A 743-nucleotide genomic window follows, 5' to 3' on the forward strand; every position below is an offset into this window, starting at 1 on the left:
TGCCTGCAGGCATACGCCGATGCGGCGCAGGAGTGCAGGGGGCAAGACGACCTCCGGTCAGTCATGACCGAAGACGGGTAGGGGTGTCCTCGGCCTGGGCGGGCCGAAGGTCTCGCTCGTCCGGTGACGGATGCCATCCGGATGGAATGCCGGGCCGTCGCCATGACGGCCAGTGTGTCGACATCTCCGCGGGCCGATCACCGGCCCGGAGCTACTCCCCTTCGCTGGGAACGAGCCTGGCCAACACCGAGTGGCGCTGCAAACCTCCCCCGAGGATTCTGAGCATTTCGGGCCGCCGAACCGCGTGTTTCCGGGGGTCGTGCGGCGGCTCACTCAGGGTTTCGAGGCCCCGAAAGTCCGGCGCCGCCGCGCTCACGGCCTCAGCGCAGCACCGACGCGCCGAGCTCGACCGGGCTGCCCTCGATGTTGCCGACGATGCCGCGGATGACGCATGGGCTCTCCGTCCGTCGGCGCTCCCGTCCCGGCATCCGAGCGGGCCGCCCCCAGGCTAATCGCGCCCCCGCCGTCGCTCATGTGAAGAGCACGGTGTAGACCTTCGCGAGGAGGCCGTCGCGCAGGATGCCCATGTCGGCGCCGTGCAGCACCGGCGCCCCCTCCGGACCGAAGGCCCACGCGAGGTAGCCGAGGTCCTGCACCTGGTAGAACGGCCCGTCGGGTACGAAGACGAAGTCGGGACCCGCACCGTCGAGGATCTCCTGCGCCTTGGCGTCGAGCGCGTCGTG

At 70.4% G+C, this 743-nt stretch carries 1 pseudogene; it reads right to left on the minus strand.

Going from position 1 to position 743, the window contains the following annotated elements:
- Positions 1-530: 530 nt before the first annotated feature.
- Positions 531-743: pseudogene (locus I5G_RS10730) on the minus strand (nuclear transport factor 2 family protein); the annotation flags it as partial.

Source organism: Microbacterium sp. B19 (assembly GCF_000333395.1).
GTDB lineage: Bacteria > Actinomycetota > Actinomycetes > Actinomycetales > Microbacteriaceae > Microbacterium.